At 66.2% G+C, this 317-nt stretch carries 1 protein-coding gene; it reads right to left on the bottom strand.

Features of this window, described 5'->3' with window-relative positions:
- Window positions 1–317, bottom strand: a 317-nt coding sequence (locus P2Q66_RS19515; protein ID WP_275730811.1) for a class II fructose-bisphosphate aldolase, incomplete at both ends; no start/stop codon positions are given.

The following is a 317-nucleotide window of genomic DNA, read 5'->3' as shown; positions in this document are numbered from 1 at the left end:
CCGGGCTTGTACACGCCGTGGACGTTGCCGAAGGTCAGCGCGGTGATGTAGCGGCCGTTCTCCCCGGAGCCGAGGGCCTCAACGGTGGCCAGGGCGTCTTCAACGGTGGTGTACAGCTTTTCGTTGATCTCGTTCTCGACGCCGTCCTCTTCGCCGCCCACGGTGCCGATCTCAACCTCGAGGATCATCTTGGCCGCAGCGGTGCGCTCCAGCAGTTCGCGGGCGATCCGCAGGTTCTCCTGCAGGGTCTCGGCGGAGCCGTCCCACATGTGGGAGTTGAACAGCGGGTTCCGGCCGGCCTTGACCTCGGCCTCGGA

This window comes from Arthrobacter sp. Cr_A7 (assembly GCF_029222765.1).
Taxonomy (GTDB): domain Bacteria; phylum Actinomycetota; class Actinomycetes; order Actinomycetales; family Micrococcaceae; genus Arthrobacter.
The sequence above is the reverse complement of the archived record's forward strand: the minus strand, read 5'-3'. Positions and strand labels throughout refer to the sequence as shown.